This is a genomic window from Desulfuromonadales bacterium, assembly GCA_035620395.1.
In the GTDB taxonomy this organism is placed as follows: Bacteria; Desulfobacterota; Desulfuromonadia; order Desulfuromonadales; family DASPGW01; genus DASPGW01.
The window spans coordinates 1-15395 of the sequence record DASPGW010000267.1 but is presented as its reverse complement, the minus strand read 5'-3'; the positions used below and the strand labels follow the sequence as shown (position 1 = coordinate 15395).

At 62.0% G+C, this 15395-nt stretch carries 14 protein-coding genes; 8 read left to right on the top strand and 6 right to left on the bottom strand.

Annotation, left to right across the window (positions count from 1 at the left end):
• The 3 genes from VD811_14750 to dinB all read left to right on the top strand — a co-directional run.
• The coding region (locus VD811_14750; GenBank protein HXV22242.1) for a VCBS domain-containing protein at positions 1-4763 on the top strand (4763 nt) is incomplete at its 5' end.
• Between the two features lie 142 nt (positions 4764-4905).
• Positions 4906-6186, top strand: a complete 1281-nt coding sequence (locus tag VD811_14745) for an HlyD family type I secretion periplasmic adaptor subunit (GenBank protein ID HXV22241.1) — start codon at positions 4906-4908, stop codon at positions 6184-6186.
• Positions 6187-6506: 320 nt separating this feature from the next.
• On the top strand, positions 6507-7688 hold the full coding sequence (gene dinB / locus VD811_14740; protein ID HXV22240.1) for a DNA polymerase IV: 1182 nt from the start codon (positions 6507-6509) through the stop codon (positions 7686-7688).
• A 51-nt stretch (positions 7689-7739) separates the two neighbouring features.
• Here the strand turns inward: dinB and VD811_14735 are convergent, their stop codons facing one another.
• On the bottom strand, positions 7740-7940 hold the full coding sequence (locus VD811_14735; protein HXV22239.1) for a hypothetical protein: 201 nt from the start codon (positions 7938-7940) through the stop codon (positions 7740-7742).
• A 193-nt stretch (positions 7941-8133) separates the two neighbouring features.
• Here VD811_14735 and VD811_14730 point away from each other — a divergent pair, with 193 nt between their 5' ends.
• The 3 genes from VD811_14730 (at position 8134) to VD811_14720 (ending at position 9814) form a co-directional block, all read left to right on the top strand.
• Positions 8134-9306: an SAM-dependent methyltransferase gene (locus VD811_14730; protein ID HXV22238.1), complete on the top strand. Its 1173-nt coding sequence runs from the start codon at positions 8134-8136 to the stop codon at positions 9304-9306.
• 65 nt (positions 9307-9371) lie between these two features.
• Positions 9372-9593: a NifU family protein gene (locus VD811_14725; protein ID HXV22237.1), complete on the top strand. Its 222-nt coding sequence runs from the start codon at positions 9372-9374 to the stop codon at positions 9591-9593.
• A 26-nt stretch (positions 9594-9619) separates the two neighbouring features.
• Positions 9620-9814 (top strand): hypothetical protein, encoded by a 195-nt coding sequence (locus VD811_14720; protein ID HXV22236.1) that lies wholly within the window; start codon positions 9620-9622, stop codon positions 9812-9814.
• A 60-nt stretch (positions 9815-9874) separates the two neighbouring features.
• Here the strand turns inward: VD811_14720 and VD811_14715 are convergent, their stop codons facing one another.
• Positions 9875-11164 (bottom strand): cyclopropane-fatty-acyl-phospholipid synthase family protein, encoded by a 1290-nt coding sequence (locus VD811_14715; GenBank protein HXV22235.1) that lies wholly within the window; start codon positions 11162-11164, stop codon positions 9875-9877.
• A gap of 193 nt (positions 11165-11357) precedes the next feature.
• Here VD811_14715 and VD811_14710 point away from each other — a divergent pair, with 193 nt between their 5' ends.
• Positions 11358-11927 carry an isochorismatase family protein gene (locus tag VD811_14710; GenBank protein ID HXV22234.1) on the top strand — a complete coding sequence of 190 codons (570 nt, stop codon included), beginning with the start codon at positions 11358-11360 and terminating at the stop codon, positions 11925-11927.
• Positions 11928-12169: 242 nt separating this feature from the next.
• Here the strand turns inward: VD811_14710 and VD811_14705 are convergent, their stop codons facing one another.
• From VD811_14705 to VD811_14695, 3 genes are all read right to left on the bottom strand, one after another.
• The gene (locus VD811_14705) at positions 12170-12730 is read right to left on the bottom strand and encodes a hypothetical protein (GenBank protein HXV22233.1); all 561 of its coding nucleotides are present in this window, start codon (positions 12728-12730) and stop codon (positions 12170-12172) included.
• Between the two features lie 338 nt (positions 12731-13068).
• The gene (locus VD811_14700) at positions 13069-13476 is read right to left on the bottom strand and encodes a putative toxin-antitoxin system toxin component, PIN family (protein ID HXV22232.1); all 408 of its coding nucleotides are present in this window, start codon (positions 13474-13476) and stop codon (positions 13069-13071) included.
• On the bottom strand, positions 13473-13736 hold the full coding sequence (locus VD811_14695; protein HXV22231.1) for an AbrB/MazE/SpoVT family DNA-binding domain-containing protein: 264 nt from the start codon (positions 13734-13736) through the stop codon (positions 13473-13475). The genes VD811_14700 and VD811_14695 overlap by 4 nt, the downstream gene beginning before the upstream one ends.
• Positions 13737-13831: 95 nt before the next feature.
• Between VD811_14695 and VD811_14690 the strand changes: the two genes are divergently transcribed.
• On the top strand, positions 13832-14425 hold the full coding sequence (locus VD811_14690; protein ID HXV22230.1) for a recombinase family protein: 594 nt from the start codon (positions 13832-13834) through the stop codon (positions 14423-14425).
• Positions 14426-14642: 217 nt separating this feature from the next.
• Here the strand turns inward: VD811_14690 and VD811_14685 are convergent, their stop codons facing one another.
• Positions 14643-15359, bottom strand: coding sequence for a MalM family protein (locus tag VD811_14685; GenBank protein ID HXV22229.1), 717 nt, complete (start codon positions 15357-15359; stop codon positions 14643-14645).
• Positions 15360-15395: the final 36 nt, after the last annotated feature.

Here is a 15395-nt window from a genome sequence, read left to right as displayed (position 1 = left end):
ACATCCTCGACGGCGGCACGGGCGCCGACGCGATGGCCGGCGGCAGCGGCAACGACACCTATATCGTCGACAATGCCGGCGACGGGGTCACCGAGCTCGAAGGCGAGGGGATCGACACGGTGCAGGCGAGCGTCAGCTACGCGTTGACGGCGAACGTGGAGAACCTGACGCTGACGGGATCTGCCGGCATCAACGGCACGGGTAACTCCCTGGACAACGTGATTACCGGCAACAGCGGCTCCAACGTCCTCTCCGGCCTGGAGGGGAACGATACCCTGATCGGCAACTCGGGCAACGACACCCTCGACGGTGGCGCCGGCGCCGATACCATGCAGGGAGGAGCGGGCAACGATATCTACGTGGTCGATAACGTCGGCGACGTGGTCGCCGAGGCGGTCAATGCCGGCACCGATACGGTGCAGTCGAGCATCGATTACACCCTGACGGCCAATGTCGAAAACCTCACCCTGACCGGCACCGCGGACATCGACGGCACCGGCAATGTCCTCAATAACGCGATCACCGGCAACGGCGGCGCCAACGTCCTGGACGGCGGCGCGGGGGACGACACGCTCACGGCTGGCGCGGGGGACGACATCCTGGTCGGCGGCGACGGCAACGATATTCTCAATGGCGAGGCGGGCAGCGATCAGCTGTTCGGCAATGCCGGCAACGACACTCTGAACGGGGGCGCCGACGCCGACGCGATGGCCGGCGGCAGCGGTAACGACACCTACGTCGTCGACCACGCCGGGGACGCGGTGACGGAAAATCCGGGCGAGGGAACCGACCTGGTGCAGTCGAGTATCACCTACACCCTGACCGACCACGTCGAGAACCTCACCCTCACCGGTTCGGCCAGCATCGACGGCACCGGCAACGAACTGGGCAACGTGATCACCGGCAACAGCGGTGCCAACGTCCTGGACGGCCGGGCCGGCAATGACACCCTCTACGGCAATGCCGGCAACGATACCCTGCTCGGCGGCGAGGGGAACGACATCCTCGACGGCGGCACGGGCGCCGACGCGATGGCCGGCGGCAGCGGCAACGACACCTATATCGTCGACAATGCCGGCGACGGGGTCACCGAGCTCGAAGGCGAGGGGATCGACACGGTGCAGGCGAGCGTCAGCTACACGCTTGCCGCCAATGTCGAGAACCTCACCCTCACCGGTACTGCCGCCATCAACGGCACCGGCAACGCCCTCGATAACGTCATCGTCGGCAACACCGGCAGCAACGTTCTTTCCGGCCTCTCCGGCAACGACACGCTTACCGGCAACACCGGCAACGACACTCTGGACGGGGGGGAGGACGCCGACATCATGGCCGGCGGTCTTGGGAACGACACCTACCTCGTCGACAGCGCCGGCGACCTGGTGACCGAAAACCTGAACGAAGGGACCGACCTCGTCCAGTCGACCATCAGCTACACCCTGACCGCCAACGTCGAGAATCTGACGCTCACGGGGATGGCCGACCTCAACGGCACGGGCAACACGCTCGCCAACGTGATCACCGGCAACAGCGGAGCCAACGTCCTCGATGGCGGTTCCGGTGCCGATACGCTGGTGGGCGGTGCCGGCGACGACACCTACATCGTCGACCACTCCGCCGACGCCGTGGTGGAGGCGGCCGACGACGGCACCGATACGGTGTACTCCAGTGCCAGCTACACCCTGAGCGCCAACATCGAGAACCTGACCCTTACCGGTACGACCAACATCAACGGAACCGGCAATGCCGCGGACAACGTGATCACCGGCAACGCCGGCGCCAACACCCTTGCCGGCGAGAGCGGTGACGACACCCTGGTCGGTGGCGATGGCCACGATCTCCTGAACGGCGGTAGCGGCGCCGACCGGCTGTTCGGCGAGGGCGGCAACGACACCCTGAACGGCGGCACGGGTGCCGACTTCATGGCGGGCGGCACGGGTGACGATACCTACATGGTCGATGACGCGGGCGATATGGTCGTCGAGGCCGCGGGCGAGGGCATCGACACCGTCCAGGCCAGCATCGCCTACGTGCTGGGCGATCATGTCGAGAACCTGATCCTGACCGGTTCAGCCGCAATCGACGGGACGGGTGACGCCTTCGGCAACGTGCTCACCGGCAACGGCGGCGACAACGTCCTGAACGGCCTGGAGGGGGACGACACCCTGATCGGCAACGGCGGCGACGACACCCTCGACGGCGGCCTGGGTGCCGACCTCATGCAGGGCGGCAGCGGCAATGACACCTACCTGGTGGACGACCTTGGCGACATGGTCGTCGAGGCGGCCGATGCCGGCATCGACACCGTGCGGACGGAACTGGGCTACACCCTGACCGCCAATGTCGAAAACCTGGTGCTGACCGGTAGTGCCGACGTCGACGGCACCGGCAACGCGCTGGCCAACATCATCATCGGCAACGGCGGCGCCAACACCCTCGACGGCGCCTCGGGTGCCGATACGCTGATCGGCGGCACCGGCGACGACACCTACATCGTCGACCACTCAGGCGACACCGTGGTGGAATCGGCCGGGGAAGGGACCGACACCGTGCTGGCCAGCGTCAGCCAAATTCTGGCGGCCAATGTCGAGAACCTCGTCCTCACCGGCACCGCGGCCATCGACGGCACCGGCAACGCCCTGGACAACGTCCTCACCGGCAACAGCGCCGCCAACACCCTCGCCGGCGGCGGCGGCAACGACCTCCTCGACGGCGGTCTGGGTGCCGACACCCTGGCAGGCGGCCTCGGCGACGATACTTTCGTGGTGGACAACGCCGGGGATATGGTGGTGGAGGCCGCCGGCGCCGGTACCGATACCGTGCTGGCCAGCGTCAGCCACACCCTCGGCGCCAACGTCGAGGACCTGGTCCTCACCGGCACCGCGGCCATCGACGGCACAGGCAACGAGCTGGGCAACCGGCTGGTCGGCAACGCCGGGGCCAACACCCTGGCGGGCGGCGGCGGCAACGACCTCCTCGAAGGCGGCCGGGGGGACGACACCCTGCTGGGCGGTGCAGGAGACGACCGCTACGTCTTTCGTCTCGGCGACGGCAACGACCGCATCGTGGACGCCCAGGGGCACAATACCCTCTACGTGGGCAGCGGCCTGACCGAGTTCGACCTGGAGGCGGATCGGGTGGGGGACGACATGATCGTGCGGGTTCTCGGCGCCACCGACACCTTCGTCCTGACCGACTGGTTCCTGCAGACCGGGGAAGGGCTCAATGCCATGGAGTTCGACGACGGCACGGTGCTCGACCGCGCCGGCATCGAGCTGCTGATCAACCGGCCGCCGGTGGCCCATACCGACAGTATCACGGTCTACGAGGATGGCGGCCCCCTGAGGTTCCCGACCGGCGATCTGCTGGCCAACGACACCGATCCGAATCCGGGCGACGTGCTGAGCGTGCTCTCCGTCGGAGAATCGGCGGTCGGCGCCTTGGTCTCCCTGGTGGATGGCGAGATCGCCTACGATATCGGCAATCGTTTCCAGGAACTCGCCGCGGGCGACGTGCTGCAGGACCGCTTCGCCTACACCATCAGCGACGACAAGGGCGCCCAGGCCTCCGGAACGGTGGAGGTCAGCATCGTCGGCATGAACGACGCGCCCGTCGTCGCTCCCGATACGGCAGATGTCGTCGAGGACGCGCTGGTCTCCGCCAGCGGCAACGTCCTCGCCAACGATTCCGACATCGATGCGGGCACCGTCCTCGGGGTAGCGGTGCCCGGCGCCCATGCGGGCGACTACGGCTCCCTCGCCCTGGCGGCGGACGGCAGCTACACCTATAACCTCGATAACGCCGCTTCGGCGGTCCAGTCGCTGGGCCGCACAGCGGAAGTGATCGATCATTTTGACTATGCCGCGACGGACGGCATCGTCGAGACCGCCTCCACGCTGGACATCCGGGTAAGCGGAACCAACGACGCGCCGATCCTGGTGTCGCCGCTGGCCGATCAGGACTTTACCTTCAACAAGCCCGTCTCCTGGCAGATGCCAGCCGGCAGCTTCATCGACGTCGACCAGGGCGACACGCTGGATTATACGGTCACCTTGGCGGATGGCTCGCCTATGCCGGATTGGCTCACCTTCGACGCCGCCACCCAGACCTTCGCCGGAAAGACGCCGAAGGCGGTCGGCTCTGTGGAGATCCGGGTCACCGCGACCGACCGGGTGGCCGCCACGGGCAGCACCGAGGGAAGCCTTTCGACGTCGGATGTCTTCCGCCTGTCGGTCAGTCACGGCAATCAAGGGGTGGGCAATGGCGTGGATGCGGCGCCGGCGGGACACGATACCAACTTCAACGACGGGCCGGGCACATCGCCCGGACATCCCGGGGCCAGGAGCCGGCAGGGGCGCGGCGAAGACGACGGCAAGGGATTTGGCCTGGCCGCGAGCGATGCCGCCAACGAGGCCGACTCAGCTCAGGAGACGGCCAGGCCGTCAAGCTATCTCGACGTGAGCCGGTTGGAGGAGCACTTCTCGGTGTTCGGCCAGAAACCCGGGAACAGCCAGGGCGGAAATGAAATCTTTATCCGCTGGCAGGCGATGAACCGCGCCCTGGCCGATGAGGCGGCGCGGTACGACCACGGCGTCTGGCAACATGACAATCGAGGCGCCGACATCGCCCATCTGGGACAAGCGGCAGGTGGGTTCCTGGGCTCCACATGCGCCTTCGGGTCGGACGCCCTCTCGCTGGCAGGAGGGTCCGGTACCAACCTGCAGGACTTCAAGGGCTTGAAGGATGGAGTGAAACGGCTGTAATGGCTGTCCGATGCGGCGGGGTTTGTTTCGACCCCGCCGCATCCATGCACAACGCAACCTTTCAGAACGGATCTTTTGAATGGCCGACCCGCTCGACTTTTCCCCGCCTCTGCTCCGTCTGCAGGAATCAGCACCCAATCCCATGGGACGAAAGGTTTTATGGGCTCTTCTCATCCTGCTTGCCGGGCTCCTGGTCTGGGCGCTCGTCGGCCGGCTCGATATCGTCGCCGTTGCCGAAGGCAAGCTGGTGCCGGAGAGCTACGTCAAGATCGTGCAGCCGGCGGAGGCCGGCATCGTCAAGGAAATCCTGGTCAGGGAAGGAGAGGTGGTCCATGCCGGTCAGGTGCTGATGCGCATGGATGCCCTCATCACCGAAGCGGATGAAAGGTCCCTCGAAGCCGACTCCCGGCGCAAGCGCCTGACGTTGCGCCGTATCGACGCGGAACTCTCCGGCCAGCCCTTCCAGGCCGAAGCGCAAGACCCCCTGGGCCTCGCCCGCGAGGTCGAAGCCCAGTACCGCGCCAATTGCGCGGCGCTGGAAGCGGCGCTGGCCGAAGAACGCTCCCGGCTCCTCAAGGCAAAACATGAATTCGCGGCGGCCGAAGCGGTAAAGAAGAAACTTGCCGACATTCTGCCCCATTACCGCGAACAGGAGGAGGCCTTCGATAAGCTCTTCAAGGACGGCATCGTGGCCCCGAGCGAGGCCAGCGACAAACGGCGGGAACGCATCGAGAAGGAGCAGGAGTTGCGCACCCAGGAAGCTGTGATCGAATCGGCTCGGGCGAGCATCCAGCTATCCGAGAAGAGGCTCGCCCAGATCGAATCCGATCATCGACGTCAACTCTACGCAGAGCGTAACGATATCCAGGGGCAAGCCGACAAACTCGTCCTGGAAGTGACCAAACAGGCACATCGCAGGGGGCTCATGGAGCTGAGGGCGCCGCAGGAGAGCATCGTGAAGGACCTTGCCACGCACACCGCCGGCACCGTTGTGCAGCCCGGCACCGTGCTCCTTACCCTGGTGCCGAAGGAAGAGACCCTGCGGGCCGAGGTCTGGGTCTCCAACGAAGACATCGGCTTTGTCCGAAAGGGGCAGCCGGTGAAACTCAAGTTCGCCGCCTTCCCCTTTCAGAAATACGGCATGCTCAACGGGATGGTCGAACATGTGAGCGCCGACGCGGCGGACACTGCTGCCACGGGCAATGCCAGTTCACCGGCCGACGCGGCGCGGAAAGGCCAGCCGCTGGTCTACCGGGCGCTGGTGGCGTTGAAATCTATGCGGTTGGATACGGGCGGTGAGCATTACCAACTCACCGCCGGCATGCAAACTCAAGCGGAGATCCGCCTCGGGGATCGCACCGTGCTGGAGTACCTGCTCTCGCCGGTCAGGAAAGCCTGGCATGAAGCGGGGAGGGAGCGATAGCCGGGTAGCGACCAAATCTGGCCGCGGTATCTGTTGGTAAGGCGCCAGATAGATGACGGGAGTTTGGCGAGGACCGTCTCGGCAAGGAATATGAGGGCCCTCTTCAGGGGCGGCGGCCGGGGCGATTCCGAAACGGTTGGCTTTCATCGACAGGTTAAACACGATCTGCTGGCACGTTTTTACCAACTGGGCGAAGGATAAATTCAGGCTTCATCCTGTTTCCCAATTTGCGAACTTGCCTGGCATCTTGCCTCCCGCCCCTGAACATGCCAGAATCCCTCCCGTCAAACCTTCTTGCCCCTCCAACGTCAGGCCGCACCATGACCAACAGCATCATCCATCTCGACATGGACGCCTTCTACGCGTCGGTGGAGCAGCTGGACAACCCTGCGTTGCGCGGCCGGCCGGTGATCGTCGGCGGCAGCCTGGAGCGGGGCGTGGTCTCGGCCTGCTCCTACGAGGCGAGGCCCTTCGGGGTGCGGTCGGCCATGCCGATGCGCCGGGCCGTGCGGCTCTGCCCCGAGGCGGTGGTGCTGCCGGTGCGCATGGCGCGCTACCAGGAGGTCTCGCGGCAGGTCTTCGGCATTTTTGCCCGCTACACCGACCGCATCGAGCCGCTGTCGGTGGACGAGGCCTTTCTGGATGTGGCCGGCTGCGAGCGCCTCTTCGGCCCGGCGGCGGCGATTGCGGCGCGGATCCGGCGGGAGGTCCGGGCGGAGCTGGGTCTGGCGGTCAGCGCCGGGGTGGCGCCGAACAAGTTTCTGGCCAAGCTCGCCTCGGAGAGTGCCAAGCCGGACGGCCTGCTGGAGATCGCCCCGGAGCAGGTGGACGCCTTCCTTCTCCCCCTGCCGGTCGAGCGGATCTGGGGCGTCGGCGCCAAGGCCGCGGAGCAGCTCCAGCGGCTCGGCTGCCGCAGCGTGGCGGATCTGCGCCGGCTGCCGGAGGCGCAGCTGGTCCGCCTCTTCGGCGTCTGGGGCGGGCGCCTCTACCGCCTGGCCCGCGGCGAGGACGACCGGCAGGTCGAGGTCGACCAGCCGGCCAAATCCTTCGGCGCCGAGGCGACCTTCGCCGCCGACCTGACCAGCCGCGAAGCCCTGCAGCGCCAGTTGCTGGCCCAGGCCGAAAAGGTGGCCGCCCGGCTGCGCCGCCAGGGCCTGGCAGGGCGCGTCGTCACCCTGAAGGTCCGCTACGGCGATTTCGAGACGGTCACCCGCCGGCTGACCCTTGCGGAACCGACCGCCAACGGGCTGCTCCTCTACCGGGCGGGACTCGAGTTGCTGGCCAGGACCGAGGCAGGCAGCCGCCCGGTGCGTCTGCTCGGCCTGAGCGTGGGCGAGCCGGAGCCGGCGGCGCAGGGCCAGGCTACCCTCTTCCCGGACGAGAAGAGCCAGCGGCTCGCCGACCTCGACCGGTCCCTCGACCGGCTGGCGGAGCGTTTCGGCAACCGTCCGGTGCGCCGCGCCTCCCTGCTCCGGAGCGACTCCGAAGACGGGGAGGATTGAGGTGATGCCGGGGCGGACGAAAAAGGGGCACCAACCAGCCTCGCCTCTGCCCTACTGTTCCCGCTCGAAGAATTTCTCCACCTCCCGCTGCGCCTCCGCGCGGCTCATGCCGTAGTACTCCTCCAGCTTGCCGATGAGCTCTTCGCGCTGGCCGGCGGCGAACTCCCGCCCGTCCCCGGTCAATTCTCCGCCGAGCTCCATGACCACGCCCCGTATCCTGTCCCATATCCCTTTCAGTTCCGCCTCTTTCATCGTTGCGCCTCCCGAATGGAGTGCTTCCTGACTTCATTTTACGCCGGCGCCCCCGATCCGCGCTCCCCCCGCGTCATCGGTCAATTTTCCCGGCCCGGACCTTCACCAAATTTTCCCGGCTCCTCCCCCTTGTCATCTCTCCCCCTCTAGGTTAAAATCCCCCCTCTTTCCACTGGCCAAAGGAAGCGACCGCATGACCACGACCGCCACCGAGAGCAAGCCGGAACTCGAAGAGCTGATCCGCCGCCGCATTGCCGAGGCGGGAGGCGGCATCCCTTTTGCCGAGTTCATGGCCCTCTGCCTGTATCATCCCGAATACGGCTATTACATGGCGCCCCGCAGCCGGATCGGCCGGGAGGGGGATTTCTTCACCTCCAGCAGCGTCCATGCCCTGTTCGGCCGTCTCATCGCCAGGCAGCTGCGCCAGATGTGGGAGCTGCTCGGGCGGGGAGCGTTCACCGTCGCCGAGCAGGGAGCCGGGGAGGGGCACCTGGCCCTCGACATCCTCGATGCCGTCCGCGCCGAGGCCCCCGACTTCTACGCCCAGCTGCGCTATCAACTGGTGGAAATCAGCCCCGACAACCGGGCGCGCCAGGCGCAGCAGCTCGCCGGGCACCGCGAGCGGCTCGGCTGGTGCACGCTGGAGGAACTCGCCGGGATGGCGGGGTGCGTCCTCTCCAACGAGCTGGCCGACGCCTTCCCCGTGCATGTCGTGGAAAAGCACGAAGGTGAATTGAAAGAGGTGTATGTGGTGGCGGCCGGCGACGGCTTTGCCGAAGAGCTGCACCCGCTCTCGACACCGGCGATTGCCGAACATTTCCGCTGGCTGGGGACGGCGCCGGTCGAGGGCAACCGGGCCGAGGTCAACCTGCAGGCGGTGCGCTGGATGCAGGAGGTCGGCCGGCTGCTCGGGCGGGGCTTCGTGCTGACCGTCGATTACGGCTACCCGGCCGCGGAGCTCTACGCCCCCTGGCGGCGCAACGGCACCCTGATGTGCTACCATAGGCATAGCTCGGGTGAGAACCCCTACCGGCATGTCGGCTGCCAGGACATCACCGCCCACGTCGACTTTACCGCCCTGCAGCGCGCCGGCGAAGAGGTGGGCCTCGCCCCCCTCTGGCTCGGCGAGCAATACCGGTTCCTGCTGGCGCTCGGCTTCGTCGAGGCGCTGATCGAGCTGCAGGCTCGGGAGCCGGACGAAAAGAACGCCCGCGCCCTGCGCCTGACCCTCAAGAACCTGATCCTGCCCGACGGCGGCATGGGCGAGACCTTCAAGGTCCTCATCCAGGGCAAGGGGGTCGGTTCCCCCGAACTGCTCTGCTCCCGGTCCCTGCAGTCGATTCCGCTGCCGTCGGCCGGTTTCTGAAACCCGCTCTTGCGTCCCCCCGCCGGGGGGCTATACTTGCAACACCAACAGAGGAGGTCCATCCCATGAAAGAAAAAGTACAGGCTGCTTTGGAACTGGTCCGTCCCGCCCTGCAGGCCGACGGCGGCGACGTCGAACTGGTCGACGTGACCGAAGACGGCGTGGTCAGCGTCAGGCTGAAAGGGGCCTGCGGTTCCTGCCCGATGTCCACCATGACCCTGAAGATGGGGATCGAGCGGACGCTGAAGGAGAAGGTTCCCGGCGTCAAGTCCGTGGTTCAGGTCTGAACAACTCTTGTCGACAAGGAGGCGTCATGATCAAGGTCAAAACCTTCGGTGAACCCCTGGAAGCTTTCAAGACCCAGCGGGAATTGAACGAACTCGATGCGCGCGTGAACGCCTTCCTTCGTGAGAACAACATCCAGAAGGTGATCTCGGTCAGCGACGCGACCACCAACGAAGAGGGCTCGACCATCGGCCTGATCCGCACGCTGGTGTACGAGGCGTAGCCCCCGTTTCCAGCCGTTACGCGAAAAAAGGAGCCTTTGGGGGCTCCTTTTTTCTTTTGCTCAGCCTGTGTACCAATCCGCCCGGGTCAGCGGCAGCCGGCTGTCGTCGCCGTCCGGCCTGACCAGCAGCGCCTGGTAGAGGTTGAGGCTGCCGGTGCGGAAGCAGTAGGCACAGGCGGCCATGTAGAGGCGCCAGACCCGGTAGGTCACTTCGTCGGTGAGGCGGACCGCCTCTTCATGACTCGCCTCCAGACGCCCGATCCACTGCCGCAGGGTCAGCAGGTAGTGCTCGCGCAGGCTCTCCAGGTCGCGGATCTCGAAGCCGCAGCTCTCGGCGGTGCGCAGGGTGGTGGCAATGGGCAGCAGTTCGCCGTCGGGAAAGACGTAGCGGTCGATGAACGACGGTCCTTCCGGCAATGGCCGGGCCAGGCTCTTGGCGATGCCGTGATTGAGAAAGGCGCCGCCGGGCCGCAGCAGCCGCCAGGCCTTGGCGAAATAATCTTGCAGGCGGACCTGGCCGACGTGTTCGAACATCCCGACGCTGACCAGCTTGTCGAACCCCGCCGCCTCGTCGACTTCCCGGTAGTCCAGCACCTCCGCCCGGCAGCGCCCCGCCAGTCCGGCCGCCCGGATGCGTTCGTTGGCCAGCTCGGCCTGCGGCTCGCTGAGGGTGATGCCGAAGGCTTCCACGCCGTAATGCCTGGCCGCATGCAGGATCAGCCCGCCCCAGCCGCAGCCGAGGTCGAGCAGCCGCTCTCCCGGCTGCAGGCGCAGCTTGCGGCAGAGATAGTCGAGCTTGCGCTCCTGGGCCGCCTCGAGGGAATCGTCGGGCGCCGCGAAGTAGGCGCAGGAGTAGACCAGCCGCTCGTCCAGCCAGAGGCGGTAGAAGTCGTTGGAGACGTTGTAGTGGTAGGTGATCGCCTGCGAATCGCGCTCCCGGGAATGGGCCTGCCCCGCCAGACGAGCCGCCTGGCGCAGGGAGCCGGGACGCTCCCGGGCCGGCAGGCTCAGCAGGTAGCGCGCGTTGCGCAGTTTTTCGGGCAAACCCTGGCGCAGTTCGAACAGGTAGTCGGCGAAGCTGATTCCCGCCTCGAGGTCCCCCTCGACGTCGAAATCGTCGTAGATGTAGGCTTCACCGAGGGTGAGCTCGTTTGCCGCCAGGAACATCCGGCGCAGGGCGCCGGGATGCCGCAGAACCAGGGTGAAACGGGGTTCCCCGCCGCCGGGATTCCAGAGCGTCCCGTCCCAGAAGCGCACGGCATAAGGGGTGTTGCGGTAGCCCGCCAGCAGAGTCTCCAGGAAGCGCAGCGCTCTCCGGACCGTTCGGTCGTCGCTTGATGCGGCATGCATGCGAGGGCTCTCCTCCTTCGCTGAGCCTGAATTAAAATTTATAACGTTTCAGCCTGCCTGCAACCGCCGGCAGGAAGTTCTCCTCAGGTTGTCCCTGTTGCCGAAGGCCCGGTGCTGGACAGGGGCGCGGGTTGCGGTAAAGTTCACTCGAAACGGCGCTGAATCTGCACGGCGGAGGGGCAAAGGAGGAGAGATGGTCGAGCCGAGGGAGGCCTTGAAAAAGGGGGACGGGGTGCTGGTGGTGCATGTGCAGGTCGATTTCTGTCCCGGGGGAGCTCTGCCGGCGCCGGAAGGGGATAAGGTTGTCCCTGTACTCAACCGCTGGATCGAGGCGGCGCAGGAATTGGGAATCCCCGTTTATGCTTCCCGGGACTGGCATCCGCAGCGCCACGTGAGCTTCCAGGCGGAAGGGGGAGAGTGGCCCCCCCACTGCCTGCAGGACACCGAAGGGGCCAGATTCCATCCCGATCTTAGACTTCCCCCCGACGTGGTGCTGGTTACTTCGGGTGTGCGATTCGATTTCGACCAGTATTCGGCCTTCAAGGAGACAGGATTTGCCGCCTTGCTCCGGAAAGACCGGGTGAAGCACCTCTGGCTGGGCGGCCTGGTTCTGGAATATTGCGTCATGGAATCGGCGCTGGGCGCGCGAGCGGAGGGGTTCGAGGCGAGCGTTATAAAGGCTGCCACCCGCTCCTTGACGAAGGAAGGGGAGAAGGAGGCTGTCAAAAAGCTGCGGGGGGCGGGAGTGAAAATCGTCGATTGACCGTTGGGGCAAGGCGAAACGAAAAGGGGACGGCTGGAATGGCCGTCCCCTTTGCAATTGCATCCGCCGGTTCTTATTTGAATCCAGTTCGCCCGATTTGGACATTACATGCATATGCCCTCTTGGGGTTTTATAAATCCAGAGGTCAAGTGGGATTGCATTCTGGAGCAACATTTAAGAAAGGCCAAGCCAAGGAATCAGGTTTGGCCATAAGCTGTTTTAGATGTGGTGAAAAATTGGATTTATTGTTCGAGTCTGATGAACCGCACCTCTTGGGTATCGGAGATAGCGACGGGAAAAAACAGGAAGATCAATCCAGCGCCGGCACCGTGCGAGCGGTACTTTCCGTCCCCTTTCGCATCGAGTCCAATCTCATAGCTCTCGTAGCGGGGACCCACCAGAGGGTCACCGCTGCCATAATTGAGCAGCGCCCACTGACGGTTCAACTGAATTCGCCCATGGCGGATTCTGAAGTCCCGTTCCCTAACAAAGATATCCTCCTTCTCGATTTTGTCATCACGGAGAGCCCTAACAATCAAGGATTCTGCATCCGGCACTCTGACTTCGACTGCCGTGATGGCACTGTGAGCGATGTCGCTGGACTTCCAGATCAAGGACGATAGATAAACCGGCTGCCTTTCGGCGTCACTTTCACCTAGGTTCCGGAAAACGCCCTCCAACTCTCTGAGGCTTTCCACCGACAGGAATCCGACATTGTCGGGAGGTGCAGAGTGAAAGATGCAACCGCTGACGAGGATGCAGAACACTAAAAGCCAAAGGCATTTCATTCTTCGAACGACCATCTCATGACCTCACTTCGATGAATCAGCCTCAACTGATACCGAGGTCCTGGAGGCGGGTTTCGATTTGCAGGCTCCTCACCCCGAATGACTAACGCCGCCGGCCAGCTTCCTGTTGACCCGGCGGCGGTTGCCCCATCACTTTCCCCCGAAAACGCCCGCGATTCGCGATTTTCACGGTATTCCATTTAACCTATGCAGGGTTTAATTGTCAATGTCACTACCGTTTGCATGTTGTATCAGATCGCCCTCGACGACTAAGAGGGAGGGGATTGCCAGTGTCTTGGTATCCCTTCAATGCGAGATTTCCAACCCAACTTGACCCCTCTCAGAACTTTGAATTAGTCGAGTAAATACTTGTCAATAAAAGGTCTCGGCTTGAGTATTTCAATTCCCCGGTAGCTATTCACATCAAGAAGATGCTTATCCCCACTGACAATCAACTTGCTGCCGCTGGACAAGGCACAGGCAATAAACTTGTCGTCGTCCGGGTCTGCGCTGACGGCCTCAGCGAGTGGCTCAGCCTGACACATTTCGGCTTCGATGACCACCAAGTCCAGCAGTCTGGTTAAATCCACCGAGGGGAACTTCTCATGTAAAACTGCTGCCACCCTCTGGTATTCCTCAAATATCTCAGGCGTAAGTACCAACTGAATCCGCCCCTCTCTCCAACCCTGAAGGATTCGGTGCGGTGGCCCGGAAAAGAAAATTCCGGAGATGAACACATTGGTATCCAGAACGATTCTCACTTGCGCCCTCGCGCCTTGATAATCGCTTCCTGAATATCCACCTGCTTGAGGCCGGCCGTCTTGGCTTGCTGCCGGGCTTTCGCAAGAAGATCATCAAACTCATGAATGGATGGTGGCGAGATCGCCTTCAGGATGACGACGTCATTTTCTCCAACGACGACGAACTGGGCTCCGGCTTTAAGATTGAGCCGCTTGCGTACCTCTTCAGGGATAACAACTTGCCCCTTTGACGACATTTTGGTTGTTGCCAGCGTTCCCATAGAATTCTCCTTGGTTTTCTTACTGGTAAGATTATAGAGGCAACCAAGAGCAGCGGCAAGTCAAATCATCACGACGTAAATGAAAGGAGGTCGCCATGGCAACAGGAATGCGAATTGGGTACGCAAGGGTCAGTTCGTCTGGGCAAAAACTCGATGTTCAGCTTGATCGCCTCGCAGATTGCGACCGGGTTTTCCATGAAAAGGTCTCCGGCAAATCAACCAAGGGTAGGCCGGAGCTCAAAAACGCTCTCGATTTCGTGCGGGTTGGAGACGTATTCGTGGTAACCAAGCTGGATCGTCTTGCCCGCTCGGTCGTGGATCTGGCCGGCATCGTCCAGACGCTGGAGGCCAAGCAGGTGGATTTGGTGGTCCTCGACCAGGGGATAGACACAACCACCATGTATGGCCGGCTGCAGTTCAACATCCTTGCAGCCATCGGGGAGTTCGAGCGGGAACTGATTCGAGAGCGGTCCATGGAGGGCAGAGAGAAAGCAAAGGCGCGCGGCGTGAAATTCGGTGCAAAACCCAAATTGGCCAAAAAGGAGATCCAGGATTTGATCAAGGACTTCGAGGCGCCCGGCTGCAGCAAGAAAGAAATCGCCGAACACTACGGCATCGCCAGGTCGACCGTCTATAAACTATATGCTGAAAATCGGCAGCGGGCGGATACTGTCCCCGCAATGCCTTAATAGCAGTGGCCACCCCGTCAAGCCGAGGTGGCCATTTTCGTGTTCGGAATGTAGCCATCAATAAGAATGGCCATTTCTGTCTCCAGGACAGTGATTTATGAGAATGATTTTCCTACAGCCTTAACGTGAACATTTAGCGGGCGTGCAGCACAGAACCGAACTGATGAGGCCCATTGGAGAATTGCCCATGACCGCCCGCTCCACCTTGTATATATCTTTATTGTTGGGGGGACAAAGTAATTCTAAGTTGTCCAAATGGCGATGCTTTTTCGTCATTATTTGAAAAGGTAGTATCAACGTCACTGGGAATAACCATGACACTACCTCCTCCCCCGGGAACCGTATTGTAAAAAGTAGAATTTGATCCAATAACAACAGATTCGGAATCATCAATGTATTTTTCTTTTGTATACACAACAATGTACTTTTCATTAAACTCTTTTTGATCAATTGTGAAGTTCATTTCGAGACCGCCATTTTCGAAATTGAACATATTAAAAATGCCAATACTAATTAACATTTCTGGAGTTGTCGCTCTGGTAAAATTCATATTAGAATCTAAAAAGGCGATAAATGGATAAAATATATAGTAGTCTATTTTTCCTATTATCCTGAAATTATCTTCAACAGCGAAGCTCTTTAACCTTACGTTGATAATTTCATTATCAGTAGGTATTTCAAATGCCTTAAAAAAACTTCTACCAGAATCAAACTCAAATACTTGGTCGTCCTTTGTGATTCTGAAAAAATGCTTTTTATTAAAGGCAATTTTTTCGAATTTAAAATTTTTAGTTTCATCTACAGTAGGAGTGGCTCTTTCAAAAACTGAGAGATTATCTTTAAAGTGGCCAAGGGTGGCTGATGTCGGATTCTTCGTGGCGCAACCAAAAAGAAATAAAATACAAATGAAAAAAATAAAAAGTTGTGTTTTCATAATCTCATCTTTTCAAAAGGCTAAGGAAGTTTAGAT

What these genes read in the sequence shown, in the direction of transcription:
- VD811_14730 (HXV22238.1), top strand. Translation starts at nt 8,134, where the DNA reads ATGACCACGACCGCCACCGAGAGCAAGCCGGAACTCGAAGAGCTGATC.
- VD811_14710 (HXV22234.1), top strand. Translation starts at nt 11,358, where the DNA reads ATGGTCGAGCCGAGGGAGGCCTTGAAAAAGGGGGACGGGGTGCTGGTG.
- dinB (HXV22240.1), top strand. Translation starts at nt 6,507, where the DNA reads ATGACCAACAGCATCATCCATCTCGACATGGACGCCTTCTACGCGTCG.
- VD811_14685 (HXV22229.1), bottom strand. Translation starts at nt 15,359, where the DNA reads ATGAAAACACAACTTTTTATTTTTTTCATTTGTATTTTATTTCTTTTT.
- VD811_14715 (HXV22235.1), bottom strand. Translation starts at nt 11,164, where the DNA reads ATGCATGCCGCATCAAGCGACGACCGAACGGTCCGGAGAGCGCTGCGC.
- VD811_14705 (HXV22233.1), bottom strand. Translation starts at nt 12,730, where the DNA reads ATGGTCGTTCGAAGAATGAAATGCCTTTGGCTTTTAGTGTTCTGCATC.
- VD811_14720 (HXV22236.1), top strand. Translation starts at nt 9,620, where the DNA reads ATGATCAAGGTCAAAACCTTCGGTGAACCCCTGGAAGCTTTCAAGACC.
- VD811_14745 (HXV22241.1), top strand. Translation starts at nt 4,906, where the DNA reads ATGGGACGAAAGGTTTTATGGGCTCTTCTCATCCTGCTTGCCGGGCTC.
- VD811_14690 (HXV22230.1), top strand. Translation starts at nt 13,832, where the DNA reads ATGGCAACAGGAATGCGAATTGGGTACGCAAGGGTCAGTTCGTCTGGG.
- VD811_14735 (HXV22239.1), bottom strand. Translation starts at nt 7,940, where the DNA reads ATGAAAGAGGCGGAACTGAAAGGGATATGGGACAGGATACGGGGCGTG.
- VD811_14725 (HXV22237.1), top strand. Translation starts at nt 9,372, where the DNA reads ATGAAAGAAAAAGTACAGGCTGCTTTGGAACTGGTCCGTCCCGCCCTG.
- VD811_14695 (HXV22231.1), bottom strand. Translation starts at nt 13,736, where the DNA reads ATGGGAACGCTGGCAACAACCAAAATGTCGTCAAAGGGGCAAGTTGTT.